Source organism: Noviherbaspirillum sp. FW303-A3, from assembly GCF_058788695.1.
Genome location: NZ_JBYTAZ010000001.1, coordinates 1,120,729 through 1,146,646, shown reverse-complemented (window position 1 = coordinate 1,146,646; position 25,918 = coordinate 1,120,729). Strand labels below are relative to the sequence as shown.

Below are 25,918 nucleotides of genomic sequence, written 5' to 3'. Positions count from 1 at the left end.
CCGCGAAACCGGTGCGGGTTGCATGAGGTGCAACTCGCATTGGCTGAATGAGGCCCGCCAGCGGTTTGCGCAGGCGGGCTTTTTTTTGTCTGGGGCCGAGGTGCAACCGCAGCTTATTTGGTGGCGGGCACCAGTGTAATGACGTTGTTGCTCGAGATCTGGTCCTGGATCTGTTCGATTTCTGCCAGCAGGTTCATCAGCGCGCGCAGCCAGGGATAGCGGCTGTAGCGGATCGTCCGGTTGCTGACCTCAAGGTCGTTGATGAACTGGACCGTCATGATGTGCGGGTGGCGCGTGCTGCAGACGCCGCCATGCAGCTGGGCGCGTTTGCCGAGATAGGCCATGGCACAGGCGCGCTTGTATTCGGCCACGCTCCCGTAACGCTCGAGGACGCCCTTGTCGTCCTTGCAGCGCGTAATGCACTGGAGATAAGTCTTCCAGTCTCCCTCGCGTATTTCAATGGCCGCCGACCTGACGGCGCTGACGCTCGAAACCGAATTTTCTGAATCTGGAACTGCTGACACACTACCTCCCGGGCGTCGCGATGTTGTGGGTATTGCTTGATGGCCTTCTTTGACGCAGTGCGGAGGAGAAAAGTTCACCGTGGAAACAGGGCGAAAACAGGCTGGCCCGCATTCGGCGGCGCATGCATGGAGGGTAAGCATTCACGTGCCGGGAAACTCCTGAATTGAGCATCAAACACCTGTCTGATCGCAAGCTCGTTCGATGCATGGAGTGGTCAAATACAAGAGGCGCGAATGCTTCTCGCGCCGGTGTTCCTTCCAAGGTTGAGAGATTCGCCCGCCGCCGCAAGGCCGGCGGGCTTTTTTCTTTTGGCTGCAGAGAACAATGCAGCCAGTCAAATTTTTTGCCATACTTTTCAACTCATCCGGGCTTCGGACTATACTTCTCGCATTGCAGCCCTAGTGGTGCAGTCGAGCAGGCACTCCCGGCCGGCCCGTCCGGCATCTGAGCAGTGTCAGGTGCACTCCAGTACTTTTTGATGGCGGCTGAATCATGAATGATGCAGACCAGATTGACGATCGTACTGAGCCTGCACGGCAAACCAAAGCCGCGCAGCCTGTCAGCTTCGCCGACCTGAAGCCCAAGGGTGCATGCTGGTATTGCAACCAGCCGCTGGACAATGTGCGCCGGTTTTGCAGCAAGACCTGCGCCGACGATTACCGTATCGAAGAAGAAGCGTTCAACAATCCCTCCAGGTAAGGAACGAGATCGGAACAGGTCGCTCAAGAAGCTTGAGCCATGACAATGGATCCGGCTCTCTGATCGCGGTTACCGCAGGATGACGGTCAAAATCTGAAGATATCTTTGCGGGGAAGCTGTCCAATCGCATACCGCCCGGATCGGGCGGGGCCAGGAGCAGGAAAATGACCCCCGACGAAATAGTAACCGACATCAATGCAATGAACCGCGAAGCACTTTACGGGCGCGCGGACTATCACAATCTGACACATGAGGAAGTGCTGGCGTTGATGGACGCCGCTGCCATGCAGGGCTTCCGCATGGGCAGCAATCTCGCCCTGTCGATGGTAAAAGGGGCGCTCCTCGTGCAGCTCACACGCGCCGCCGGCGCGCCGCGCGACACCGAGGTGTAGCTTCCCGATTCCGGTGTTGCCGGGATACATATCGTTACAAACTTCCTGTATCGCCTTTTCCCGCTTCCTGCGTTAACCCTATGGTTGATATCGGGAGGCTAATCATGAACAAGACGCGAGCGGGGTTGCTGGTTTCCCTCGTATGTGTCGGCACACTGTCCACTGCCTTTGCAGCGGATTATGAGGATTTCGCGCGCGTCGTGAGCGTGACGCCGCAGGTTGAACAGGTCAATTATCCGCAGCAGGAATGCCGTACCGAGTATGTCCCTGTGCAGCGCCAGCAACAGCGTGGCATGGGCGGCTCGATCATTGGCGGATTGGCCGGCGGTATCATCGGCAACCAGGTGGGCGGTGGCAGCGGACGCACGGCTGCGACGGCGGCCGGGGCCATTGCCGGCGCCATTGTCGGCGACCGCCTGGAAAACAACGAAGGCACTGCCATGACCGAGCACCAGCCGGTGCGCCAATGCCGTACCGTGGACAACTGGCAAAGCCGCACCAACGGCTATGCCGTGACCTATGAATACCATGGGCGCATGTATACGACGGTGATGCCCTACGATCCAGGCGAACGCATGCGCGTGCGCGTATCGGTCATGCCTCGCTGATCTTCTCACGCAAGGAAATGCGTCGCTTCCTGTTGCTGCTGCCGGCTGTGCTGATGGCCGGCTGCGCCACCCTCTCGCCAGAACAGTGCAGGCATGCCGACTGGCGGCAGATCGGATTTGCCGATGGCGCGGGCGGCGCCTCCGCTGCACGCATCAATGACCATGCAAAGGCTTGCGCCGAAATCGGCGTGAAACCCGATCTCGACGGCTACCTGCGCGGCCGGGAGCAAGGACTGGTCAGCTATTGTCGTGCAGAAAACGGATTCTCGATCGGGCGGGGAGGAAGCGTCGCCAATGCCGCCGATTGCCCGGAAAGCATGAAGTTCGCGTTCATGGATCAGTACCGTCGAGGCCAGCAGATTCACTTCCTGGAAAGCGACCTTGCGCAACGCCGTTCCCGCATTGTCGAGAACAATAACCGGATGCGCCGGGATAATGAACGCATTGCGCGAATTCGCGAGGAATTGCGCAAGAAAGACCTGCCGGACGAGCAACGCAAGGCGCTTCTCGAAGACTTCGAGCGCCTGGTTGAACGCAAGAATGCCGCAGGACGCGAAAATGCCTTTCTCATCCCTGAAGTGGACCGCCTTCAATTCCACCTGCAAATGAAGCTGCGCGAGGCCGGGTACTGGCAGTAGCCTTGTTTCATGACGCGGGTCAGGGACGGATGCTTGTCAAGGGAACAATTGCCTCTCCGTGGGGTCTGCACGGTACGTTCAACCGACAAGCCAATCCCAAGAATCAACGATACGAACAGGTTGAAGCAGTCCTTGTTCATCCCGCATTGACCGGATCTGGCAGGCGCACGCGGCGTTCCTGATTGCGCAAGGGATTCCTGCAGGCAGTCCGCAGGGCGCGTGGCGGCTTCATTCCGATTCCCTTTCGATATCCCTTCGCGCATGAATCCTTCCCGCTCCCTATCTTCGCCACACATACCGGTCATGCCTCCCCTTGAGCTATGGGGCGGGATCGAATGCACCGTCGCCCGCATCGGCGACCGCTTCCGCGACCAGAGCGAGGAAACCGGGCACAAGGACAGGGACGGGGACATCGATGCGATTGCCGCCCTCGGCATCCGGACGTTGCGCTATCCCATCCTGTGGGAAACCGTGTCGCCGGCGGGACCGGACCAGGCGGACTGGCAGTGGCACGACATGCGCCTGCACCGTCTGCGGGACTTGGGTATCTCGCCCATCGCCGGCCTGGTGCACCACGGAAGCGGGCCGGCATACACAAACCTGCTCGACCCGGATTTCCCCGCCATGCTCGCCCGCCATGCGGAACGCGTCGCGTGCCGCTACCCGTGGATCTCGATGTACACCCCCGTCAATGAGCCGTTGACCACGGCACGTTTCAGCGGCCTCTACGGGCACTGGTATCCGCATGGACGCGATGTGCCGACGATGCTGCGTGCCCTCTACAACGAATGCCTCGGTGTCGCATTGTCGATGCAGGCTATCCGCCGCATCGTGCCCGGCGCAAAACTGGTCCAGACAGAGGACCTGGGCAAGACGTTTTCGCTTCCCGACCTGCAGGAGCAGGCCGACTACGAGAACGAACGGCGCTGGTTGTGTTTCGACCTGCTGTGCGGACGCATCGATCCGGCGCATGCGTGGTACGAGGAATTCCTGAAGGCGGGCTTTACCGCACGCGACATAGCCGTCTTTGTCGAGACGCCGTGCGTCCCGGATGTGATCGGCATCAACCACTACGTCACCAGCGAGCGCTTCCTCGACCGGCGCAAGCGCGACTATCCGCCTGCCTTCCAGGTGGAGGGCGTGCCGTATGTGGATGTTCATGCCACGCGTGCTTACCATGCCGACGGATTGACGGGGCCGGCTGCTCGCCTGCGCGAGGTGTGGGAGCGTTACCGCCTGCCGATTGCCGTCACCGAGGCACATCTCGGCGGTTCGCGCGACGATCAACTGCGTTGGCTGCAGCAGATGTGGCAGGCCGCGCATACCCTGCGAAACGAAGGCGTCGATCTCCGTGCCGTCACCGTATGGTCGCTGTTCGGTTGTGTCGACTGGAATTCGCTTCTCACGCAGGACAATGGGTTCTATGAAAGCGGCGTCTTCGATGCGCGCGGAAAGACGGTCCGGTCGACGGCGCTCGCGGATGCCGTTGCGTCCCTGGCTGCGACAGGGAACTTCGACCATCCGGTGCTGGACGGGGCCGGATGGTGGCAGCGCAAGGACCGGTTCTTCTCCACGCCATCCAAGGTGACATCCGTACCCGAAATCATGAAATCGACCCAACGCAAACTGATCATCACCGGTGGCACAGGCACGCTGGGACGCGCGCTGTCCCGCGTCTGTGGACAGCGCAGCCTCGCCCACGAACTCTTGAGCCGTGCCGACATGGATATTGCCGACGAGGCGTCGGTGGAAAGGGCGCTCGGCAGAAGGCGCCCTTGGGCAGTGATCAACGCGGCCGGCTATGTAAGGGTGGCAGACGCGGCGCGCGAATCGGAACGCTGTTTCCGCGAAAATGCAGCCGGCGCAGAAGTGCTCGCCAAGGCATGCGCGAAGCTTGGCATTCCCTACGTGACGTTTTCGTCCGACCTGGTCTTCGACGGCAGCCTTGGACGCGCTTATGTGGAAAGCGACCGCGTGTCCCCGCTGTGCGTCTACGGTTCCAGCAAGGCGGAGGCGGAGCGGCGCGTGATGCAGGTCTTCCCCGATGCCCTGGTGGTCCGCACGAGTGCTTTCTTCGGGCCGTGGGACCGGTACAACTTCGTGCACATGGTCTTGCGCGAGCTCGCCGCCGGCCGGACCATCGAAGCGCATGGAGACGTCCATGTATCGCCAACCTACGTGCCCGACCTTGCACACGCGGCGCTCGACCTGCTGATCGATCGCGCGAATGGTATCTGGCATTTGACGAACCAGGGCGTGACCTCTTGGTACGAGTTTGCCGAGCGGGTGGCGCGCGAGGCGGGAATGGACAGCTCCGCCATCGTCAGGACGCATGACGGCGGGCGCGGCATGACGGCACTGACCAGCGAGCGCGGATTGATCCTGCCGAGCTTTACGAGCGCGGTGGAACGTTACGTGCGGGAAAACACGATTGCGTGGAACGATGAGGTGTCCGGGCGTGCGGCGGCGTAACTGGCCGGACTGCAAATCTCCTGACTGGGGCGGGAACAGCATTGCGTTGAAATACTCCAACCCGGATATTGTCCGCACAGAGGAGCCGGCATGGCTGAGAACGCATACCCGCGCCCGCAACTGGTACGCGAGCACTGGCAGTCCCTGAATGGCCAGTGGAAATTCACCTTCGATGACGAGAAGAAATACCGGCGGCCGAGCGACCCGATCCAGTGGGCGCATGAGATCACGGTTCCGTATCCACCCGAATCGAAGGCGAGCGGGATCGGGGACCGCGGCTTCCACCGGGCCTGCTGGTACCAGCGCGAGTTCGATATCGCAGCCGAAGGGCAGCGGGTGCTGATCCATTTCGGCGCCGTCGACTACCGGGCGCGGGTGTGGGTCAACGGACACCGCGTGGCCGACCATGAAGGCGGGCACAGCTCGTTCTCCGCCGACGTCACCGACTACCTCAAGGACAGCACCCGGCACACGGTGACGGTCTATGTGGAAGACGACCCGCACGACCTGGCCAAGCCGCGCGGCAAGCAGGACTGGCAACTGGAGCCGCATTCCATCTGGTATCCGCGTACCACCGGCATCTGGCAGCAGGTATGGCTAGAGCGCGTGCCGCGTACCTATCTCCAGAAGCTGCGCTGGACGCCGCACTTCGAAGGTTTCGAGATCGGCTGCGATACGTACGTGGCCGGCGACGACACGGAAGAGGACCTGTACGTCGAAGTGAAGATCCGGCACGGCAGCAAGATGCTGGCCGACGACTACTACAAGGTCATCGGCGGCGAGGCCAGCCGCAAGATCGCGCTCTCCGATCCGGGTATCGACGATTCGCGCAACGAATTGCTGTGGAGCCCCGAGCATCCGCGCCTGCTCGACGTGGATATTACGCTTCGGCACAAGGACAAGGTGCTCGACAAGGTGAAGTCGTACACGGCCTTGCGCTCGGTCGCCATCAACCGCGACCGCTTCATGCTCAACGGCCGTCCCTACCACCTTAAGCTGGTACTCGACCAGGGCTACTGGCCGGACACCATGCTCGCCGCACCGGACGACGATGCCCTGCGCAAGGATGTCGAACTGGCCAAGGCCATGGGATTCAACGGCGTGCGCAAGCACCAGAAGGTCGAGGACCCGCGTTACCTGTACTGGGCCGACCGGCTGGGGCTCCTTGTCTGGGAAGAGATGCCGTCCACCTACCGCTTCACGCCGCAGTCGATCAACCGGTTGGTGCGCGAGTGGAGCGAAGTCATTGAACGCGATTACAGCCACCCCTGCATCATCGTATGGGTGCCGTTCAATGAATCCTGGGGCGTGCCGAACCTGACTTCGACGCAGGCGCACCGCAACGCGGTCGAAGCCTTGTACCACCTCACACGCACCTTCGATTCGACGCGGCCCGTGATTGGCAATGACGGGTGGGAAGCATCGGCCACCGACCTGCTGGGCATCCACGATTACGATGGAGACCCTGAACGTCTCGCCGCGCGTTATTCGGTCAATCCGCAGGAACTGTTCGACCGTCGGCGACCCGGCGGACGCATCCTGACCCTCGATGGCTACCCGCATCGCGGCCAGCCTATCATCCTGACGGAGTTCGGCGGCATCACCTATGCCAAGACCCCGGAGGCCGGTGTGAAGGATGTATGGGGATATTCGATGGCCGGTAGTGACCAGGACTTCCACCAGGTTTACCGCCGGCTGCTGGAAGTGGTAAGCGAGACGCCGCTGTTCAGCGGCTTTTGCTATACGCAGTTCGCGGATACCTTCCAGGAGGCGAATGGACTGCTGACGGCGGACCGCACGCCGAAGCTGCCGATCGAGCAGATCTACGCCGCCACGCGCAACATCAAGCCGAACGCGAAGGCGCAGTACGGCGTGTGACGCTTATGCCGGTTCCTGCTGCGCGCCGCAGCATTTCTTGAACTTCTTCCCGCTGCCGCAGGGGCAGGGATCATTGCGGCCTGTTTTCGGCGTTTCGTTCTTTACCTGCTGCACCGCCGACTTGCGGTGCGGCTGCCAGAACTTGTGGATATGGGGAATCGCCGCCTCCATTTCCACCGCCAGCTTGTGGCGCTTTACGGGATCGTCGACCAGCGCCATTTCCTCTTCTTCGATTTCCTCGGCGCCGAGCAGATAGACCGGCTTCACCATGTCGGCGAGGTTCGATTCCCAGATCGGCTCCCAGGCGTCCGCGCGCAGGTTCATCCCTTCCCAGAAGCCCCACGCCCAGGCGTCGCCGTCGAGCAGGGTGCGGCCGTCGACCTCGTGCTCGCAGAACAGCGGCTCGAATTCTTTCGGCGCGACCTCGAAGGTGATCGCGATCTCGTTCATGAAGCGCGCGATCAGCATGGCGGTGCGCTCGGCTTCCTTCGGTGTCTTGAACTTCGGGCCATCCTTGCCCGCCGATCCCCATACCTTGGGCAGCCACTCGGCCATCAGCACTTCCTCGGGGCCGATCGCCAGCGCGGTCAGGTAGCCGTGCAGCGAGTCCATCGTCATGCCGTCGTCGGCGCAGCGGTCGGAGAGCAGGAACTGGTCGAGTTCGTTGAATTCCTTGTCGGAGAGAGGTTCGTCGAGGTGCATGGGATGACAGGTGGAAAATGGTGTCCGGTGGCTCACTTGCGTGACGGACAGGGAATGAGGACCAAAGACCGCATCATACACTGTCGCCGCCCGGTCTCGACGGTACAATCCGGGCATGAACCGAATCTTTTCCCATGCGTTCTCCGGACTAAGCCCGGAGGTTGTCCTCGATGCCATTGAAAGCATCGGTATGCGGTCCGATGGCCGGCTGCTTGCATTGAACAGTTACGAGAACCGTGTCTACCGCATCGGGATGGAGGAGGGGCCGCCGCTCGTGGCGAAGTTTTATCGGCCGCAGCGTTGGAGCGACGAGGCGATCCTGGAGGAGCATGCCTTTGTCGCGGAGCTTGCGGAACAGGAAATCCCGGTGGTGCCGCCTTTGAAACCGGTTGATGGAAGGACATTGCACGCGCACGAGGGCTTCCGTTTTGCCTTGTTTCCGATGCAAGGCGGCCGTGCCCCGGAACTCGACGATCGAGGAACTTTGGAGTGGCTGGGACGCTTCATCGGCCGTATTCACGCCGTCGGCGCTACGGCGCCTTTCCGGGCGAGGCCGGAGATTTCGCTGCCCACCTTCGGCACGGATTCCGTGGAGTACCTGCTTGCGCACGATTTCATCCCGGAGGACTTGCGCGAGGCTTACCGCAGCGTCAGCGCCCAGGCGCTCGAGGGCGTGCGCCATTGCTACGAGCGTGCCGGCGACGTACGCATGCTGCGCTTGCACGGGGACTGCCATGTCGGCAATGTCCTGTGGACGGACAAGGGGCCGCACTTCGTCGACTTTGACGACAGCCGGATGGGGCCGGCCATACAAGACCTGTGGATGCTGTTGTCCGGAGAGCGCGGGGAGATGGTCCGCCAGTTGTCCGACCTGCTGGCCGGCTACGAAGATTTTTCTGAATTTGACGAGCGCGAGCTGCATCTCGTCGAAGCACTGCGTACCTTGCGCCTGGTGCACTATTCAGCCTGGCTGGCTCGCCGCTGGGACGATCCGGCGTTTCAGTCCGCATTCCCCTGGTTCAACACGCAACGCTACTGGCAGGACCGTATCCTGGAACTGCGCGAACAGGTGGCCCTCATGGACGAACAGCCCCTTTGGGGCGCTTAGGCGAAGGCAAGCAGTTCCCCGCTTTTGCCTCTGCTCGCACACGCATGCGAGCCTTTTCTGTGTCAATTTGACAACCATTTGTCTCAAGAAATATACCGCTTGTCAGAAAGGCAATGCAAAATATTTCTTTTTTGATAATCTTGCTTGTCAAAATAACCACAGGAAAGAATGTCCATGTCACGTGCTGCCAGCTCCGGATTCACGCTGATCGAACTCATGGTCGCGGTGGCCATCGTCGCCATTCTTGCGGCCGTCGCCATGCCTGCTTATCGCGACCATGTGATGCGCGGACGAATTTCCCAGGCGACGAGCAACCTGGCCGGCATGCGGGTAAAGCTCGAGCAGTTTTACCAGGACAACCGGACCTACGAAGGCGCTTGCGCAGCGGGGGCACTGGCAGAGCCGCCGCCCGCCGATGACTTCACATACAGCTGCGAAGAACTGTCAGCGACGACATATACCGCCAAGGCGACAGGTGTCGCCGGCGGGCAGATGGCAGACTTTGCTTACACCATCGACCAGGCAAACGCCATGAAAACGACTTCCCTTCCAGGTGGATGGGGCGTTGTGCCCGCGACCTGCTGGATCATCAAGAAAGGCGGGACATGCTGATGCGACACGCGCGCGGCGTCAGCCTTGTCGAGCTGATGATCGGCCTGGCGATTTCCGGGATGCTGCTCGCGGCGGGGGCACCTGCATTCATACGATGGATACAGAACGCACAGAACCGCGCCGCAGCCGAATCCATCCTCAATGGGCTGCAGTTGGCCCGTGCTGAAGCCGTCACTCGCAATACGCTTGTCCGTTTCCAGTTGACCGACGGCAGCGGTATGGTCGACTGGAATGTCGGCTGCGTTGCAGTTACTCCAGAATGTCCGGTATCCATACAGCGTCGCAGCACAGGTGAGGGCGCCAGGAATGCACGAGTTGGCGTGAGCACTGCGGACATCCCCAATCCGGTTCCGCCCGGTTATTTTTCGACCCCTATCGAGGCAGGTACGGGACTTGTCGCAGACGCGAGTTTCGATGGAATGGGGCGCCCCCTGGTTGCCGGCGTCACACGAATCGATATCACCAATGCAGCGTCTTCCGAAGCGCGCCGGTACGTCGTGACAATCGGCTCCGGCGGGCAAATACGCATGTGCGACCCGGCACTCGCCTTTTCCACCAACCCGCAAGGATGCAGTTAAGGACGGTTCCATGAAAAGCATGATCCCAGCCGACAGGCAACACGGTATTGCCTTGGTCGAGGCGCTGATCGCCATCCTGATTTTTTCCCTCGGCATCCTCGCGATTGTCGGGTTGCAGGCAGCTACCATCAAACGTACAACCGATGCCAAGTACCGTGTAGATGCGAGCTTCCTCGCCAACCAGGTTCTCGGCGAGATGTGGGCGAAGAGAAAGAGCATCGCTTCATTCACCGTGAAAGACGAAGCAATCCCGACGCTGCCCGGAGGGAAGCGGACCGTTACCGTGGACGGCGACAGGGTAACAGTCACGATCACCTGGCAACTGCCGGGACAGCCGACGCCACACCGCCACGTCGTCACTGCACTGATCAACGGGTAACTGAAATGGAAAAAGCCATGACGCAGCGTCGCGCGGGATTCAGCCTGGTGGAAATCATGGTTGGACTAGGGATCGGCATGATTTCAATGATCGTCATCATGCAGGTCTTTTCCGTCTTCGAAGGCGGCAAGCGAACCGCTACCGGAGCTGCGGATGCCCAGGGAAACGGCGCGATTGCCCTGTACATGATCGAACGCGACGCGAGGATGGCAGGATGGGGACTCGATGCCTCCCTGTATGCAAGCTGCAATACCACCTATACCTACTGCGACGGCAGCGCCAGTTGCGGAGGCGTCGCAGGGCCGCTCGGTGACATGACCTTTGCCTCCGTCCGCATTGTCGACGGCGGCGGCAATCCCGATACGATCAGCGCGCAGTTTTATGCGAATCCCGCGCTCTCTTCGTTCAGGCTTCCCGCCAACACCACGCTGCGGGGGACGATGCCCCAGCCTTCCTCGGAACTCAACGTCAACAGCGTATCGGGCTGCAAGGACGGCGACATGGTCCTGGTACAGCAGGCCGGCAACTGCACGCTGATGCAGATCACCCACATACAGGACACCGCACTCAAGATCCAGCACAATCCCGGCGCGAGCGGCCCGCTCAACCCACCTGCAAGCTACCAGAACGACAACGGCTGGCCCGCATACCGCGAAGGTGCCAGGCTGTCGTGTTTCAAGCATCCCGAGACCAGCGCCTTCTACAAGCGGGTTTATACCGTCAATACCGTTTCACGGCAGTTGGAGGTCACCGATGACACCGTCACCAACGGACAGGTCGCCACCGACATCATCGACCTCCAGGCCCAGTACGGTGTCGCGCCTGCCGGAAGCCAGGAGGTCAACGAGTGGGTCGATGCAACAGGGGTGGTTTGGGCCAACCCAGGCGCGGCGAATGCGACGAGGATCAAGGCCATTCGCATCGCGGTCGTTGCACGCAGTACCCAATATGAAAAGCCCGAATCCGGTACATGCAGGGCAACGACTGCCGATACGGTGAAGGCCTGGCCGAGCTGGGCCAGCTTCGATACGTCGCGCTATCCGGCCGACTGGCAATGCTATCGCTACAAGGTATTCGAGACAGTTGTGCCGCTGCGCAACGCGATATGGGGAAATGCATGATGAGCACCGGAATCGGCTTTGGTGCGAGCGCGCCTTCGAACCTGGCTATTGCAATGCGACCCGGGCGGCAGCGCGGCGTAGTCCTGATCATTGCGCTGATCGTCCTGGTCGCAATGACTCTGGCCAGCGTAGCGATGGTGCGGTCGATCGATACGTCGACCATCGTCGCCGGCAACCTCGCATTCCGGCAGAGCGGTGTCGCCGGCGGCGACGCAGGCGTGGAAGCGGCGATTACCTGGCTGGACAAGAATTCAACACTCCTTACTGAAGACAGCCCTCCGAACGGCTATTACGCGACAAGCCAGCATTGCCTGGACCTGACCGGCGCCGGGCGCTTGCCGATCGAATGCACGCCTCCCCATGCCGTACTCGACTGGAACAGTCCAGGCAACGTGAAGACGGTGGGCGAGGATAGCGCGGGCAACAGGATCTCCTACGTCATTCACCGCATGTGCGATAGCACGGGTGCTGTCGACGGTGCGACTTGCGCGACAGACCAGAGCAGCCTGAACGAAGGCCGGAGCAAGGGCAGCGCGACGGAACAGAAAATCTACGGCCACATCAAGATGGCCGCCATCAACCGCGTGTATTACCGCATCACCGTGCGGGTTGCCGGGCCGAGAAACGCCACCAGCATGGTCCAGGCTGTCATATCGCTGCCTGTATAGGTTGCATGTCCGGACAAGATGCCATCCCGCGATTCCGGACGATCCTGCGCGGGCTTCAATAGGGGAATCAATATGAACCGTCGGCTTAACCTGCCCAAATCGCTGCACCTTGCATGGGTGTCGGCGCTCCTGCTGTCCCTTCCGGGCGTGGCGTCTTCCGCCGTCACTGACCTGGCGAACGTTCCACTGAACGATGCGACGACAACACACATCCTCCCCAACATCATGCTGGACCTGGACGATTCCGGCAGCATGGCGTGGGATTACATGCCGGATTATGTCCGGCTGCTGTCGAAGGATGATTCCTTCACACAGATGTGCCGCGGCGCCGACAAACCGATCGTCTGCGAACCTGGCGATCCGCCGTATTTCGCCAATGGCTTCAACTCCATGTATTACAACCCGGCCGTGCGATATCGCTGGCCGGTGAATCACGACGGAACGTTGAAAAGCGACCCGCTGGGAAGAACCGCCTACGGATCATCCTGGACCACGGTGTCCAGCGATGGATACGGCGTCCAGCAAGTCGACAAGTCCAGCACCCTTCCGCCGGGAACGGCCTCGTGCAAATCCTGGGCGTCGTCGGGGGCATCCTGCCCGACCTATGCTGCCGACGCGACAGTCAATCTGACCAGCGAGCACCCGGAACGTGTCTGGTGCAAGAGTTCATTGGACGATCCTTACAGCGCCAACTGCAAGCCGGGGATAGAAGGCACTGCCTACGCCTATCCCAACGCAACGTACAACAATCTTAAAGTCCGCTATGGTGCGCCGTATTACTACAAGGTCAGCGTGGAATGGTGCAAGCTCGACAATGCAAGCGGACCCGAAAAATACTTCGGCAAGGCAGGCCATTGCCAGCCGCGGCCGGACAGCACCTACAAGTACGTCCGTTACTACAACTGGTCACGCGTGGACATCAAGCCGGGATCGGTTTTTCCCAAGGCTGCCGACCGTCGGGACTGCGAAGCGGCCGAAACGTGCACGTACGCGGAGGAGATGGCGAACTTTGCCGCATGGTTTGCGTGGTACCGGACCCGGACGCAGATGATGAAGTCATCCATCGGGCTGACGTTCGACGACGTGCGAGGCACCCCGCTGAAGGGAGCGGCTCTCCTCTCCGATCCAGACGATGCGAACTTCCTGCATGCCCGCGTCGGTCTCACGACTATCAACAGCTACAGCAGTTCAAAGGTGAAGCTGGACATCGCGAACTTCGATGCGGCCCAGAAAAAGGCGTTCTATTCGACGCTCTACGGCATCGTGCCGAAAGGCGGCACACCGTTGCGCGAATCCCTGAATGCAGTCGGGAAAATGTATCAGGGAAAAAGTTCTGTTTATGCCGACCCGCTGCAGTACTCCTGCCAGCGAAACTACACCATCCTGGCATCCGACGGCTACTGGAAGGATGCCGGCTTCTCCGGTCTCGGCGATGTCGACGGCGTCGCGGGCGTGAGCAGGCCTTCCTACGATGCGCTCCATGCGCCCAACACGCTCGCAGATATTGCCTACCACTACTATCACACCGACCTGCGCCCGGACTCATGCACAGTGTGCACGAACAATGTCCGCCGGTCGGGAACGGACTCTGCGGTCGACGATATCGCGCGGCATCAGCACATGACGACGTTCACGATCGGCATGGGCGTGGATGGCGTGCTGGCCTATCAGGATGAATACAAGACCAGCACCTCCGGAGATTATTTCAATATCAAGCAGGGTACCAAGGCCTGGCCGGCACCATCGGCGGGCAACCCCGAGACGGTGGACGATTTGTGGCACGCAGCCGTCAATGGGCGTGGCACCTATTTCAGCGCGCGAAATCCGACCGCGCTGGAAGCAGGGCTGAAAAAGGCGCTGACGAGCATTGCGGGTTCCATCGGCGCCGGTGCTGCGGCTGCGACCAGCAACCTGCAACCTGTATCGGGAGATGCCTTCATTTATGTCGCCGGCTATCGTACGGAGATCTGGGATGGCGAAGTCAGCGCGCACACGATCAGCCTGGCAGACGGAAGCATTTCACCCATGCCGGTCTGGCAGGCAGCATCGCTGCTGAAGGAAAAGATCATCGCCAGCGACAAGGATGAGCGCACGATCTACACCGCGAACGGCACGACGCGCATCATGTTCACTGCCGATACGGGGGGGCTGGCAAAGGAACAGTTGACGTACTTCGACAATACCAGGCTGACGCAGTATGCAAGCTGGAGCGAGAAGCAGCTTGCCGAAGCCACAGCCGCGCGGCTGGTGAATTACCTCAGAGGACATCATCGTTACGAGGACCAGGCCGGCAATGCCGACGCCGAGCGCCTGTACCGCGACCGGGACAAGATCCTCGGCGATATCGTCCATGCGCAACCGGTCTATGTGAAAGCGCCGCCATTCGATTTCTTTACGGATGAAGCCTACCTGGATTTCAAGAAGGCCAACGAGGGGCGGCAGGGCATCGTCTACGTGGCGGCCAACGACGGCATGCTGCATGCGTTCGATGCGGCGACCGGCAAGGAGCAATGGGCCTACATTCCCCCCATGGTTCTGCCGGAACTCTGGCGCCTCGCCGATGCGAATTATTCCAGCAACCACCGCTATTTCCTCGACGGGACGCTTGTTGTGACGGATGCGAAGATCGGTGGCGCGTGGCGAACAGTTCTCATCGGCGCACTCGGGAAAGGCGGCAGGGGATACTACGCACTCGACGTCACGAACCCGTTGAACCCGACGCCGCTGTGGAACTTCACGGCGGAGAATGATCCCAACGTCGGCTACACCTACGGCATTCCTCTCGTTACCAGGCTAAAGGACGACAAGTGGGTTGCCGTACTCACTTCCGGCTACAACAATGTTCCCGAAGCGGGCAAGTATTCAGGCGCCGATGGCAAAGGGTATGTATTCATCCGTGATCTGGCCAACGGTGCAGAAGTCCGGACCATTCCCACGTCGGCCGGTTCGATTGACAACCCCAGCGGCCTCTCCAGGCTGAATATCAAGACCATCGATCAGTTCGCCAGCGACAACAAGGCGGATGTCGCCTATGGAGGCGATTTGCTGGGCAATCTGTGGCGATTCGACCTGGATGCCGGCACCGCATCCAAGGTGGTCGATTTCGGCCCCGGCAAGCCGATCATGACCGCGCCGGATATCGGCGAGATCGAAGGGCATCGCGTCGTCTACTTCGGCACCGGACGCTATCTCGGCACAGGCGACCTCACCGATACCAGTGTCCAGTCCGTCTATGGTATCAAGGACGACGGAAAGACCACGGTGACGAACACATCCAATCTTGTGGCGCAGACGATATCCGGTGGCAGTGAGACGCGCGGCGTGTCGAGCAATACCGTGGACTGGTCGTCGAAGGCGGGCTGGTATGCTGATCTTCCGGGCAGCGGAGAACGGGTGACGGTCGACCCGCAGCTTTTCTTTGGAACGCTTCTTGTTGCCACGACCGTGCCGACCGCGACCGAGTGCGAGCCAGGCGGTACCGGTTGGCTGTACCAGTTCGACTTCATGTCGGGCGGAAGCCCGTCCAGTACCGGCATTGTCGCAACCAGCACCTCGTCGCCGATCGTCGGCGTCACCGTATCCGTGGTCAATGGAAAGCCGATGGCGACCGCGGTCGAAGGCAATGGCAGCGTGACGTCCATCCCCGTGCAGTTGCCGAAGGGGGCGGGAGGCAGCGGCGTCAGTGCCGTCAAACGCGTGCTATGGCGCGAACTGGCCGACTGAGCGGCCGGTTCCCCCGGCCGGGTCTGTGTGCCATGCTGATATCGCTGGCGGTGCACGCGGGCGCGCTCATTCTTGCAGGAACGGGTGGGAAAGGGTATGCATCGGGTGAGCAAGCAAGGCAACCGGTCATGTCGGCATATCTTGCCGCGACGTCCGCATTGCAGCCATCGTCTTCTGCATCCGCAGTCCCTGTCGAGGTACAGGAAGCCGGGAAATTGCCGCCGGAGACCGGGCCGGCGAGCGGCAGCGCCTCACCCGAGGATGGTGCAGTGCTGGCGCTCACGACACCGACGGGACCCTATTATTTTCGTTCGAGTGAACTGACGCGGCGGCCCATCCTGCTGGGGGACGCCATTTCAAGGCTTGTCGTGGAACTGCCTGGCTTCCCGCCCGTGCCGGTCATCCTGCGCCTGTTGATCAGCGAGGAGGGCGTTGTCGACAGGGTAGTGGTGGAAGACTCCTTCCTGCCCGAGAGCGTCGAATCGCAGATTGTCGACGCGTTCGCCAATGTCCGGTTCTTGCCGGGCAAGATCGAGGATGCGGCAGTCAGAAGTCAGTTGAAGATTGAGGTCCGGCTGGAAAATGCGGCAGATATCGCCGCCCTGCCGGACGTGAAGGGCCGTATGCAGCGGGTCGAATAGGATCGGCGTATTGCCCGCATGCCGTACCGCGCCAGCCTCCGTCAAACCTTCTGTGCCGCGGCTGCCAGTTTGTCCAGATGCTCGAGCACTTTTTCGGCAGACTCGCCGCTGTTCGAAATCAGCACCGCGCGCTCGATTGCGTCGTCGCGGCTGGATTTTGAATAGAAGTTCAGCAGGTAATCCGCATTCTCCGTTCCCGGCACGCCAAGGCCGCCATCCTTCGACAGCTTGCGCACATACCACACCGCATAGCCGTTCGACTCTTCGCAGCAATACACTTCGGCCGAATGATAGGGGCCGAGCGGATGTTCGTCCGGATCGGTGTGCCAGATCACCTTTCGCCACAAGTGATTCTTTTTGGTCTCTGCAATCGTATGCATTCAATACTCCTTGCTATTCCGTTGAGTCTAGCCAATCCGGCATTCGCTAGATTGGACTGCGGTCAATTCTCTTCGTCAGGATGATCGACGTCGACGTCTGCCGGACGCCGTCGGTCGCGCCGATCTGGTCCAGCATGCGGTCGAGTTCGCCGGTCGACTGGCAGCGCAGCGTCAGCATGTAATCCACCGGGCCGCTGACGGCACAGAGCGTTTCCACCTGCGGCATTTTTTCCAGCACCTTGACCAGCGCCGACGCCTTGCGCGGGTCGACGGCGATGCCGACGTAGGCGCGTACTGCCGGCTGGTAGAGCTCCTGGTTCAGGCGCACGCCGTAACCGGCGATGATGCCGCGCTTCTCGAGGTTGCCGATGCGGGCGATCGCCGTCGTGCGTGCAATGTCCACCCGCTTGGCGATGGTGGCGACCGGCATGCGCGCGTCGTCCATCAGCAAGGCGAGGATCTGGTTGTCGACTTCATCCAGCGCGGGCTTCATTTCGTGCGATATGTCCTGTTGTTTCGACGATTTGTAGCGTAATCATACACTGTGACGACGCTTTGCTCTCTATTTTCTGACACCGGACGGACTTAGACTTTTTGCATCGTTACACCACAACAAGAGAGCAAGAAAATGAAGACCAAACTGATCCTCCTCGGCGCCGGCAAGATCGGCGACGCCATCCTGAACCTGCTGTCCCATACCGGCGACTTCAAGATCACGGTTGCCGACCGCGACGCGCACCGCCTGGCCCATGTAGCGTCCATGCAGTTCCCGGATGTGGCGACGGTGCATGCGGATATCTCCGACGAGAAGACGGTCGTCGATCTCATCGATGGCCACGACGTCACGCTGTCCGCCTGCCCGTACTTCCTCACGCCGGTCATTGCCGGGGCGGCAAAGAAAGCGGGATCGCATTACTTCGACCTGACCGAAGACGTGGAAAGTACCCGCGTCGTCAAGCAGCTCGCGGAAGATGCGGGCACGGCCTTTGTTCCGCAATGCGGGCTGGCGCCCGGTTTCATTTCCATTGTCGCGAACGACCTGGCAGGACGTTTCGACAAGCTGCGCGACGTCCACATGCGCGTCGGGGCCTTGCCGACCTTCCCGAGCAATGCTCTCAAGTACAACCTGACCTGGAGTACCGACGGCCTGATCAACGAATACTGCAATCCCTGCGAAGCCATTGTCGACGGGCAGTTGCGCGAAGTGTCGCCGCTGGAGGAAGTGGAGCATTTCTCGCTCGACGGCGTCGACTATGAGGCTTTCAATACGTCCGGCGGCCTCGGCACGCTGTGCGAAAGCCTTGCCGGCAAGGTGCAGAACCTGAACTACAAGACCGTGCGCTATCCAGGCCACAGGGATATCATCAAGATGCTGGTGCGCGACCTGCAGCTCGGCCTGCTCGACCGCCGTCCGATCCTGAAGGAAGTGCTGGAATCCTCGATTCCCATCACCAAGCAGGACGTGGTGCTCGTATTTTCCAGCGTGTGCGGCATGCGGGAAGGGCGGCTGGAGCAGGAGACCTACGCGAAGAAGATTTACAGCCAGCACGTCAATGGCCACTTGCTGTCGGCCATCCAGGTGACGACCGCGGCAGGCATCTGCACGATGGTGGATCTGGTGATGCAGGGCAAGTTGCCGAAAAAGGGATTGATCAGGCAGGAACAGGCGAGGCTGGATGAATTCCTGTCCAACCGCTTCGGCCGCTTCTATGCCGCTTGAAAAAAGGAAAACAAGGATGGAGACCGTACAGAACCTGTTGGCCGCGATGGGCGTCGACCTGTCGCACTACCACGGCAACGATATTCACAGCAGGACGCCGATCACCGGCGACACCCTGGCCGGCCTGCGCGCGGACACGCCGCATGCGGTATCGGAAAAGATCGGCCGCGCCGATGCGGCGTTCCGTCAGTGGCGCACGGTTCCTGCGCCGCGCCGGGGCGAGCTGATCCGCCTGTTCGGGGAAGAATTGCGGACACACAAGGATGCGCTGGGCCGGCTGGTGACCCTGGAGGCCGGCAAGATCCTGCAGGAAGGTCTCGGCGAAGTGCAGGAAATGATCGATATCTGCGATTTTGCGGTCGGCCTGTCGCGCCAGCTGTATGGCCTGACCATCGCGTCGGAACGCCCGGGTCATCGCATGATGGAAACCTGGCATCCGCTTGGCGTGGTCGGTGTCATCTCCGCGTTCAACTTCCCGGTCGCGGTGTGGTCGTGGAATGCGGCGCTGGCTTTCGTCTGTGGGAACAGCGTTGTCTGGAAGCCGTCGGAGAAAACGCCGCTGACCGCGATTGCCGTGCAGTCCCTGTTCGAGAAGGCGGTGGCGCGCTTCGGCAACGATGCGCCGGCCGGCCTGTCGGAACTGATCATCGGCGGCCATGAGCGCGGCCAGATCCTGGTCGACGATCCACGCGTGCCGCTGGTCAGCGCAACGGGCAGCACCCGCATGGGCCGTGCCGTCGCACAAGCCTGCGCGCAACGCCTCGCGCGCACCATCCTCGAACTGGGCGGGAACAATGCGATGATCGTCGCGCCCAGCGCCGACCTCGAACTGGCAACGCGCGCCATCGTATTTTCCGCAGTGGGAACGGCGGGACAGCGTTGCACCACGCTGCGCCGCTTGTTCGTGCACGACAGCGTACATGACGCGCTGCTGGCACGGCTGAAGAAAGTGTATTCCTCGCTGCCGGTCGGCAATCCGCTGGAGAAGGGAACGCTCGTCGGTCCGCTGGTCGACGGCGGCGCGTTCGACGCGATGCAGAATGCGCTGGCGAAGGCGCGCGCGGAGGGGGGCAAGGTCTCCGGCGGCGAGCGGGTCCACCCGGAGGGCGGAGGCAACGGATTCTACGTGCATCCCGCACTGGTCGAGATGCCGGCGCAGACGGCAATCATGCACCACGAGACCTTTGCGCCCATTCTGTATGTTGTCCGCTACCAGACGCTGGAACAGGCCATTGCGTGGAACAATGCGGTGCCGCAGGGCCTGTCGTCCAGCATCTTCACCACGGACATTCGCGAGGCCGAGCTGTTCATGTCCGCCGGCGGCAGCGACTGCGGCATTGCCAACGTGAACATCGGCCCAAGCGGCGCCGAGATTGGCGGCGCATTCGGCGGCGAGAAAGAGACCGGTGGCGGTCGCGAATCGGGCTCCGATGCATGGAAGGCTTACATGCGCCGGGCAACCAATACGGTCAACTACAGCCACGCGCTGCCGCTCGCCCAGGGCATCAGCTTCGATCTCTGACACCGCCCGGGCGGCAATCCTGCAGTAACCATCCCTGCACGCGCCTGCAATACAGGCGCGGCGAGGGCGCTTGCCGCCCTCACCATCATCGAAAGGATCCATCCATGGCATCACACAACAGCAATCTCACCAATCTCGTCGAACAAGCCATCGGCGCGGACAACGCGGCGCGCGTCATGCAGTTGATGGCGATTCCTTCCGGATTCAGCGTCTGGGAGTGCGGCTGGGTGTCGCGCAAGGAGCTGGCGCAGGCGCTGAACATGGTTCTGTTCTTCGATCTGCTCGCACGCGTCCCTAGTGGACGGCTGTACACGGAGGAGGTGGCCGCGCATGGCGGAAAGGTCTTCCACGATCACGGCGCGCTGCGCACCGTGCGCTGGATGCAGCATGGCGCGCTGCCTCCGGGAGAGGCGGCATTTACCCGCATCCTGGAACCGCTTGGTTATCGCCTGAACGGCGTATTTCCCCTGGACCGGATCGGAATGACCGGCCGCTCCTACTCGCATGCGGACAATCCGGAAGAGATTGCGCAGTTCTTCGTCAGCGAGCTGCATCCGGAACGGTTTTCTCCGAGCTTCCGGATGGCGGTCACGCGTGTCCTTTCAACGTCGAAAGATCCGCTCTTGCCGGCGGCGCACTTCCAGTTGCATGAACTGTCACGTGATGGCCGGCTGCCGTTCTCGGAAGCAGTCGAACTGTTGCCGCAGCTGGCGGCGTGCTTCGGCCGGCAGCACGACATCCCGGCGCTGGACGACTACGAGACGCTACTTGCCGAATCGGACGAAATGGCATGGATCGCCACCGAGGGCAATGCATTCAACCATGTGACCGACCGCGTGGACGACCTGGAACGCCTGACGCGCGAACAGGCGGCACTGGGCCGCCCGATGAAGAAGGCCGTCGAGGTGTCGCAGAGCGGACGCATCCGCCAGACGGCGTTCAAGGCCGATCCCGTCATACGGCAATTCCGCGACGGACGCGACGGCATCGTGCAACGCGCAGTGCCGGGCAGCTTCTACGAATTCATCAGCCGCGACCGCATCGACGCAGGCGCTGCGCTCGACCTCGGTTTCGACGCCGGCAATGCGCAGGCGATCTTCAGGATGACGGCCGCAGCAAGATGAGCGTTTTGCGCCGATAATAGGCGCCCTTCAAATCAGTTGGGCCATGAAACGATGCCGAAGCATATCCAGGGCGTGATCGCATTATTGATCGTGACTGTCGTCTGGGGAACGACCTTCCCGGCAATGAAAGACCTGTCCGCGCATTTCTCCGCGGTCTGGATCGCCTTCCTGCGCTTTGCGGCTGCGGGCGTGCTGCTTGCGCCCTTTTTGTTGCGCGGCAAGAGAGAGGACTACGTCGCGGGAACCATCCTGGGTTTGCTGCTGTTCGCGGCGTTCATGTTCCAGGTCGAAGCCCTGGGCCGCATGAGCGCCAGCCGCAATGCCTTCATCACCGGACTGAATGTACTGATCGTGCCGCTGCTCGGCGTGATGGCCGGACGCATGCCGGAAAACCGCATCATCATCGCGGTGGCGCTGTCCATGGCCGGGCTGTTTGCGATGTGCTGGGATGGCGGCGCATGGAGCGAGGGCGATACACTCGCCCTGGCAGGCGCGCTCTGCTTCGGCGTGTACGTCAAGCTGATGGAGGTGCTGACGCGCCGCGCGAGCAACATGATGGCGCTGACCGCCGTGCAGATCATTGTTGTCGCCCTGTGCGCGGCGGGGTGGATCGGCGTGACCGAGCAGCAGGCAATCGATTGGCAAAGCGTTGAGGACAGGGTAAGGAACAACCTCGCCAATCTGCTGTATCTCGGCGTGTTTGCCACGGCGGCCATCATCTCGCTGCAGACCTGGGGGCAACGCCATGCGAGCGCGAACGAGGCGGCCATCGTGTATGCGTTCGAGCCTGCGTGCGCGGCAATTGCCGCCTATTTCTGGCTGTCGGAAACCATGACGGCAAGGAGCATGGCAGGCGGCGTGCTGCTGATCCTGGGGATGATCGTCAGCCAGTGGCGGCCGGCGGCGCGAACGGCACACGGCTGAATTGCCAAAAAGCGACGGACTCTTTTGAATTTCCGGCAAGGGGCTTGGTGCCGCTTCGATGTTGGATGACAATGCGAGTGATGTAAATCAATCCACCTTCCTTCATGCCATTTTCCAGCCTGGCCCGCCTTGGACAAGAAGCGCCGTTGCGCATTCTCCTGATCGATGCAGGGAAGAGCTTGTCGATTGCCGCCGCGGGTGTCGTGCAGCCCTGGCGCACGGCGGCGCGATTGCTGGGGCCGGGACGCTTGCAGGTCGAGGTCTTGCCCTTGCAGGCCATTCTCGATGGAACAGCCCCCCAAGGGCAATGCCGGCACATTGTGCTGGTCATCGGGGATGAAGACTACGCGCCGCTCGCTCCCGCACAGTTGCGCATGCTGACGGAATACTGCCGGCAATCGAAAGTCTGGGGAGCGGTCGGATCGGCCGTGCTGTGGCTTGTGCGCGGCGGTGCGATGGATGGATTGCGCACCGCGCTGCCGTGGCCGCTGTATGCGGAAACCGATGAGGCTGCGGACCGGGCAATCCTGACGCCCAACCTCTTTGAGCTCGATGGCGAACGGCTGTCCTGTTGCGGCGGCATGGCAAGCATCGATTTCACCCTGACGCTGATCGAGGCGCTGTACGGCTCGGATCTGCAGGCGCAGATCAAGGAAGCCTTGTGCATCGATCGTGTGCGCCCGCACTCGGATCGTCAGCGCGTCGCCTTGCAGGCCCGCTTCGGCGCCTTGCAGCCCAAGCTGTCCGAAGCGGTGGCGCTGATGGAAGCGAACATCGAAGAGCCGCTCGCCACCGACGACATCGCCAACCTCGTCGGCATCTCGCGCCGGCAGCTCGAACGGCAATTCAAGCAATACCTCGGCAGCGTACCGTCGCGCTACTACCTCGAGCTGCGCCTGCAGCGCGCGCGCCAGTTGCTGCTGGAGTCCAACCACTCCATCGTCCAGGTCGGACTCATGTGCGGCTTTTCGTCGGGGTCGCATTTCTCCACTGCCTACGGGGCGCTGTTCGGCATTACGCCGCGTGAAGAGCGTCAGCGCAAGCTGCGGCCGGCGCAGGGAACATCGTCGGCGATTTGATGCTGTTTTGATAACTTCACCTCGCGATTTTCTGAAATTCCGCGTCGCAGTTTGAAAAGAGTTTTAACGCCGCGCTTCCTATAATTCCAACATCCCCGATAGATGGAGTTTGGAATGAATTCGATTCAGCGAGCTGATATGACGGCAATTTCCCAGGTGGAACCGGTCACCCGCCAGACCTTCGATGAAGTGATGGTGCCCACTTACGCACCAAGTTCCATGGTGCCGGTGCGCGCGCAGGGGTTGAACCTGTGGGACCAGGCCGGCAAGCAGTACCTCGATTTCACTGCCGGCATCGGCGTCACCAGCCTCGGCCATGCCCATCCTGCAATTGTCCAGGCACTGCGCACGCAAGCGGAAACGTTGTGGCATGTCGGCAATGGTTACACCAACGAGCCGGTGCTGAAACTGGCCCGGGAAATGACATCCGCCACCTTCGCGGATCGCGCCTTCTTCTGCAATTCGGGCGCCGAGGCGAACGAGGCCGCATTCAAGCTGGCGCGCAAGTATGCGCACGGCAAGTTCGGCGCGCACAAGTCGCGTATCGTTTCCTGCGTCAACTCCTTCCATGGACGCACGCTGTTCACCGTATCGGTCGGCGGCCAGCCGAAATACACGGAAGGCTTCGAGCCGCTGCCGCCGGAACTCCAGCACATCCCCTTCAACGACATCGATGCCGCCTGCCTCGCGGTCACCGATGATGTGTGCGCGGTGGTGGTCGAGCCGGTGCAGGGCGAAGGCGGCGTGCTGCCGGCCGATGTCGAGTACCTGAAAGCCTTGCGTACGCTCTGCAATGCGAAGGGAGCGTTGCTGATCTTCGACGAAGTGCAATGCGGCATGGGACGCACCGGCAAGCTGTTCGCTTACATGGGCTACGGCGTGACGCCGGACATCCTTACTTCGGCCAAGGCACTGGGCAACGGCTATCCGGTCGGCGCGATGCTGACGACGGATGCGATTGCCAGCGCCTTCACCGTCGGCGCGCATGGCACGACCTATGGCGGCAATCCCCTCGCGGCGGCCGTGGCGCTGGAAGTGCTGCGCACGATCAATACGCCTGCCTTCCTCGCCCGCGTGACCGAAGCGTCGCAAATCCTGGTCGGCAAGCTGGAAGGCATCGTGCGCGATTATCCGCAAGTGTTCGCTTCGGTGCGCGGCAGCGGCCTGATGCTGGGCATGGTGTTGGCCGATGCCTGGCGCGGCAAGGCCAAGGACATCACGAAGGCGGCCGAAGCGCAGGGCCTGATGCTGCTGATCGCCGGTCCCGACGTCGTACGCCTGCTGCCCGCGCTGGTAGTGTCGAATGCGCAGATCGATGAAGCCGTGACGCGGTTGCGCAGCGCCCTCGATACGGTGCTGGCGGCACAATAGTCAACAACAGGATTGGAGCAAGCTATGTACCTCGTCCGGCCTGTAGAGGCATCGGATATCCCGGCCCTGGAATCGCTGGCGACCGTCGTGACGCCGGGCGTGCACACCTTGCCGCGGACGCGCGCGACCATCGAGCGGGCGGTGGAGCGATCCATCGCCTCGTTCAAGGCGCAGCCCGATGTGCCGACGGAGGAGTCCTATTTCTTCGTCCTGGAGGCGACGGCGGACAAGTCGATCGCGGGCACGGCGGCGATTTCCGCCACTGCCGGGTCCAGCGGCACGTTCTTCGCGTTCCGCAACGATGTCCTGAACCAGGTTTCGCGCGACCTCAACATCAGCCACAACGTGCATGCGCTGTCGCTGTGCTCCGACCTCACCAGTTGCTCGCAATTGTCCAGCTTCTACCTGCGGGACCGTAGTGGCGCCGGGAATGAGGCAGCATTGCTGTCGCGCGCGCGCCTGCTGTTCGCGGCCATTGCGCCGCAACGCTTCAGCGAAAAATTTTTCGCATCCATGTCGGGCATCACCGACGGCAACGGCCGCTCTCCCTTCTGGGAGGCGCTGGGCCGCAAGTTCTTCCAGATGGACTTCCTCGAAGCAGAGCGCATGATCGAAGGCGCGCGCAACCGTACGCTGATCGTCGAACTGATGCCGCACTATCCGGTCTATGTGCCGCTGTTGCCGGGCGAGGCGCAAGCGGCGATGGGACAGGTGCATGCCGAGGGCGAGCTCCCGTTCCAGATCCTGACCGACGAAGGTTTCGAACCGGACGAGTACATCGATATCTTCGACGGCGGACCTATCCTTCAGGCGCACAAGAATGCGCTGCGCTCGTTCTCCCGCTCGACGGTTCGTACTGTCGCCGCCAGCGCAAATGATGATGCTCCGGCCGACACCTTCCTGATCGCTGCCGCCCGCGAAGACAGGTTTCGCGCCATCGTGACGGATTGCATCGTCTCCGATCTGTCGGACGTCGCCGTACTCGACGCGACCGCCATGCGCCATCTGGATGTGACGGCGGGCGATTCCATCGTATGTGTGAAATTGTGAGGCC

The 25,918-nt window shown here is 61.5% G+C and carries 25 protein-coding genes; 21 read left to right on the top strand and 4 right to left on the bottom strand.

Going from position 1 to position 25,918, the window contains the following annotated elements; translation table 11 throughout:
• Positions 1-113 precede the first annotated feature (113 nt).
• Positions 114-524: a hypothetical protein gene (locus tag AC3WOY_RS05575; protein ID WP_492421583.1), complete on the bottom strand. Its 411-nt coding sequence runs from the start codon at positions 522-524 to the stop codon at positions 114-116.
• 493 nt (positions 525-1,017) lie between these two features.
• Between AC3WOY_RS05575 and AC3WOY_RS05570 the strand changes: the two genes are divergently transcribed.
• The 6 genes from AC3WOY_RS05570 to AC3WOY_RS05545 all read left to right on the top strand — a co-directional run bounded on the left by AC3WOY_RS05570 (position 1,018) and on the right by AC3WOY_RS05545 (position 7,212).
• A complete protein-coding gene (locus AC3WOY_RS05570; RefSeq protein WP_492421581.1) occupies positions 1,018-1,224 on the top strand; it encodes a hypothetical protein in 207 nt (68 codons plus the stop codon).
• A gap of 164 nt (positions 1,225-1,388) precedes the next feature.
• On the top strand, positions 1,389-1,616 hold the full coding sequence (locus tag AC3WOY_RS05565) for a hypothetical protein (RefSeq protein ID WP_492421579.1): 228 nt from the start codon (positions 1,389-1,391) through the stop codon (positions 1,614-1,616).
• Between the two features lie 104 nt (positions 1,617-1,720).
• On the top strand, positions 1,721-2,224 hold the full coding sequence (locus tag AC3WOY_RS05560) for a glycine zipper 2TM domain-containing protein (RefSeq protein WP_492421577.1): 504 nt from the start codon (positions 1,721-1,723) through the stop codon (positions 2,222-2,224).
• 17 nt (positions 2,225-2,241) lie between these two features.
• Positions 2,242-2,862 carry a DUF2799 domain-containing protein gene (locus tag AC3WOY_RS05555; protein WP_492421575.1) on the top strand — a complete coding sequence of 207 codons (621 nt, stop codon included), beginning with the start codon at positions 2,242-2,244 and terminating at the stop codon, positions 2,860-2,862.
• A 303-nt stretch (positions 2,863-3,165) separates the two neighbouring features.
• The gene (locus AC3WOY_RS05550) at positions 3,166-5,334 is read left to right on the top strand and encodes a family 1 glycosylhydrolase (protein WP_492421573.1); all 2,169 of its coding nucleotides are present in this window, start codon (positions 3,166-3,168) and stop codon (positions 5,332-5,334) included.
• A 90-nt stretch (positions 5,335-5,424) separates the two neighbouring features.
• Positions 5,425-7,212, top strand: coding sequence for a glycoside hydrolase family 2 protein (locus tag AC3WOY_RS05545; RefSeq protein ID WP_492421571.1), 1,788 nt, complete (start codon positions 5,425-5,427; stop codon positions 7,210-7,212).
• A gap of 3 nt (positions 7,213-7,215) precedes the next feature.
• Here AC3WOY_RS05545 and AC3WOY_RS05540 read toward each other — a convergent pair whose 3' ends face one another.
• Positions 7,216-7,914 carry a UPF0149 family protein gene (locus tag AC3WOY_RS05540; RefSeq protein ID WP_492421569.1) on the bottom strand — a complete coding sequence of 233 codons (699 nt, stop codon included), beginning with the start codon at positions 7,912-7,914 and terminating at the stop codon, positions 7,216-7,218.
• A 115-nt stretch (positions 7,915-8,029) separates the two neighbouring features.
• On the opposite strand from AC3WOY_RS05540, the gene AC3WOY_RS05535 reads away from it, so the two are divergent.
• The 8 genes from AC3WOY_RS05535 (at position 8,030) to AC3WOY_RS05500 (ending at position 16,744) form a co-directional block, all read left to right on the top strand.
• Positions 8,030-9,022 (top strand): serine/threonine protein kinase, encoded by a 993-nt coding sequence (locus AC3WOY_RS05535; protein WP_492421567.1) that lies wholly within the window; start codon positions 8,030-8,032, stop codon positions 9,020-9,022.
• 174 nt (positions 9,023-9,196) lie between these two features.
• Complete coding sequence (locus AC3WOY_RS05530; protein ID WP_492421565.1) at positions 9,197-9,634, top strand: type IV pilin protein; 438 nt, start codon at positions 9,197-9,199, stop codon at positions 9,632-9,634.
• Positions 9,628-10,212: a GspH/FimT family pseudopilin gene (locus AC3WOY_RS05525; RefSeq protein WP_492421563.1), complete on the top strand. Its 585-nt coding sequence runs from the start codon at positions 9,628-9,630 to the stop codon at positions 10,210-10,212. Before AC3WOY_RS05530 ends, AC3WOY_RS05525 begins: the two co-directional genes overlap by 7 nt.
• Positions 10,213-10,222: 10 nt before the next feature.
• Positions 10,223-10,591: a type IV pilus modification protein PilV gene (gene pilV / locus AC3WOY_RS05520; RefSeq protein WP_492421561.1), complete on the top strand. Its 369-nt coding sequence runs from the start codon at positions 10,223-10,225 to the stop codon at positions 10,589-10,591.
• Between the two features lie 17 nt (positions 10,592-10,608).
• Positions 10,609-11,712 carry a PilW family protein gene (locus AC3WOY_RS05515; protein ID WP_492421559.1) on the top strand — a complete coding sequence of 368 codons (1,104 nt, stop codon included), beginning with the start codon at positions 10,609-10,611 and terminating at the stop codon, positions 11,710-11,712.
• Positions 11,709-12,380 (top strand): pilus assembly PilX family protein, encoded by a 672-nt coding sequence (locus AC3WOY_RS05510; RefSeq protein WP_492421557.1) that lies wholly within the window; start codon positions 11,709-11,711, stop codon positions 12,378-12,380. The genes AC3WOY_RS05515 and AC3WOY_RS05510 overlap by 4 nt, the downstream gene beginning before the upstream one ends.
• Before the next feature lie 72 nt (positions 12,381-12,452).
• Positions 12,453-16,103 carry a pilus assembly protein gene (locus AC3WOY_RS05505; RefSeq protein ID WP_492421555.1) on the top strand — a complete coding sequence of 1,217 codons (3,651 nt, stop codon included), beginning with the start codon at positions 12,453-12,455 and terminating at the stop codon, positions 16,101-16,103.
• A 32-nt stretch (positions 16,104-16,135) separates the two neighbouring features.
• Positions 16,136-16,744, top strand: a complete 609-nt coding sequence (locus AC3WOY_RS05500; RefSeq protein ID WP_492421553.1) for a hypothetical protein — start codon at positions 16,136-16,138, stop codon at positions 16,742-16,744.
• A gap of 41 nt (positions 16,745-16,785) precedes the next feature.
• Here AC3WOY_RS05500 and AC3WOY_RS05495 read toward each other — a convergent pair whose 3' ends face one another.
• Positions 16,786-17,124, bottom strand: coding sequence for a hypothetical protein (locus AC3WOY_RS05495; RefSeq protein WP_492421551.1), 339 nt, complete (start codon positions 17,122-17,124; stop codon positions 16,786-16,788).
• A 46-nt stretch (positions 17,125-17,170) separates the two neighbouring features.
• Positions 17,171-17,617: an Lrp/AsnC family transcriptional regulator gene (locus AC3WOY_RS05490; protein ID WP_492421549.1), complete on the bottom strand. Its 447-nt coding sequence runs from the start codon at positions 17,615-17,617 to the stop codon at positions 17,171-17,173.
• A gap of 135 nt (positions 17,618-17,752) precedes the next feature.
• Between AC3WOY_RS05490 and AC3WOY_RS05485 the strand changes: the two genes are divergently transcribed.
• The 7 genes from AC3WOY_RS05485 to AC3WOY_RS05455 all read left to right on the top strand — a co-directional run bounded on the left by AC3WOY_RS05485 (position 17,753) and on the right by AC3WOY_RS05455 (position 25,914).
• The gene (locus AC3WOY_RS05485) at positions 17,753-18,844 is read left to right on the top strand and encodes a saccharopine dehydrogenase family protein (RefSeq protein WP_492421547.1); all 1,092 of its coding nucleotides are present in this window, start codon (positions 17,753-17,755) and stop codon (positions 18,842-18,844) included.
• Positions 18,834-20,366 (top strand): L-piperidine-6-carboxylate dehydrogenase, encoded by a 1,533-nt coding sequence (amaB, locus tag AC3WOY_RS05480; RefSeq protein WP_492421545.1) that lies wholly within the window; start codon positions 18,834-18,836, stop codon positions 20,364-20,366. Before AC3WOY_RS05485 ends, amaB begins: the two co-directional genes overlap by 11 nt.
• Before the next feature lie 104 nt (positions 20,367-20,470).
• The gene (locus AC3WOY_RS05475) at positions 20,471-21,490 is read left to right on the top strand and encodes a DUF1338 domain-containing protein (RefSeq protein ID WP_492421543.1); all 1,020 of its coding nucleotides are present in this window, start codon (positions 20,471-20,473) and stop codon (positions 21,488-21,490) included.
• A gap of 51 nt (positions 21,491-21,541) precedes the next feature.
• The gene (locus AC3WOY_RS05470) at positions 21,542-22,414 is read left to right on the top strand and encodes a DMT family transporter (protein WP_492421541.1); all 873 of its coding nucleotides are present in this window, start codon (positions 21,542-21,544) and stop codon (positions 22,412-22,414) included.
• 104 nt (positions 22,415-22,518) lie between these two features.
• Positions 22,519-23,493: a GlxA family transcriptional regulator gene (locus AC3WOY_RS05465; RefSeq protein ID WP_492421539.1), complete on the top strand. Its 975-nt coding sequence runs from the start codon at positions 22,519-22,521 to the stop codon at positions 23,491-23,493.
• A 138-nt stretch (positions 23,494-23,631) separates the two neighbouring features.
• Positions 23,632-24,864, top strand: a complete 1,233-nt coding sequence (gene astC / locus AC3WOY_RS05460) for an acetylornithine/succinylornithine family transaminase (protein ID WP_492421537.1) — start codon at positions 23,632-23,634, stop codon at positions 24,862-24,864.
• Between the two features lie 24 nt (positions 24,865-24,888).
• Positions 24,889-25,914, top strand: a complete 1,026-nt coding sequence (locus AC3WOY_RS05455) for an arginine N-succinyltransferase (RefSeq protein WP_492421535.1) — start codon at positions 24,889-24,891, stop codon at positions 25,912-25,914.
• Positions 25,915-25,918 lie beyond the last annotated feature (4 nt).